General features: G+C 53.7%; 1 rRNA gene. It reads left to right on the top strand.

Features of this window, described 5'->3' with window-relative positions:
• Window positions 1-500, top strand: a 23S ribosomal RNA gene (locus tag LA04_RS10300); the annotation flags it as partial.

Genomic DNA, 500 nt, shown 5'->3' with positions numbered 1-500 from the left:
CTGCACGAATGGCGTAATGATGGCCAGGCTGTCTCCACCCGAGACTCAGTGAAATTGAACTCGCTGTGAAGATGCAGTGTACCCGCGGCAAGACGGAAAGACCCCGTGAACCTTTACTATAGCTTGACACTGAACACTGGTCCTTGATGTGTAGGATAGGTGGGAGGCTTTGAAGCGTGGACGCCAGTCTGCGTGGAGCCGMCCTTGAAATACCACCCTTTAATGGCTGGTGTTCTAACGTAGACCCGTAATCCGGGTTGCGGACAGTGTCTGGTGGGTAGTTTGACTGGGGCGGTCTCCTCCCAAAGAGTAACGGAGGAGCACGAAGGTTAGCTAATCCTGGTCGGACATCAGGAGGTTAGTGCAATGGCATAAGCTAGCTTGACTGCGAGAGTGACGGCTCGAGCAGGTGCGAAAGCAGGTCATAGTGATCCGGTGGTTCTGAATGGAAGGGCCATCGCTCAACGGATAAAAGGTACTCCGGGGATAACAGGCTGATA

The organism is Enterobacter sp. UCD-UG_FMILLET (assembly GCF_000762975.1).
Lineage (GTDB): Bacteria > Pseudomonadota > Gammaproteobacteria > Enterobacterales > Enterobacteriaceae > Enterobacter > Enterobacter dykesii.
Note: the sequence above shows the minus strand (reverse complement) of the source record. Positions and strands in the feature narration are given on the sequence as shown.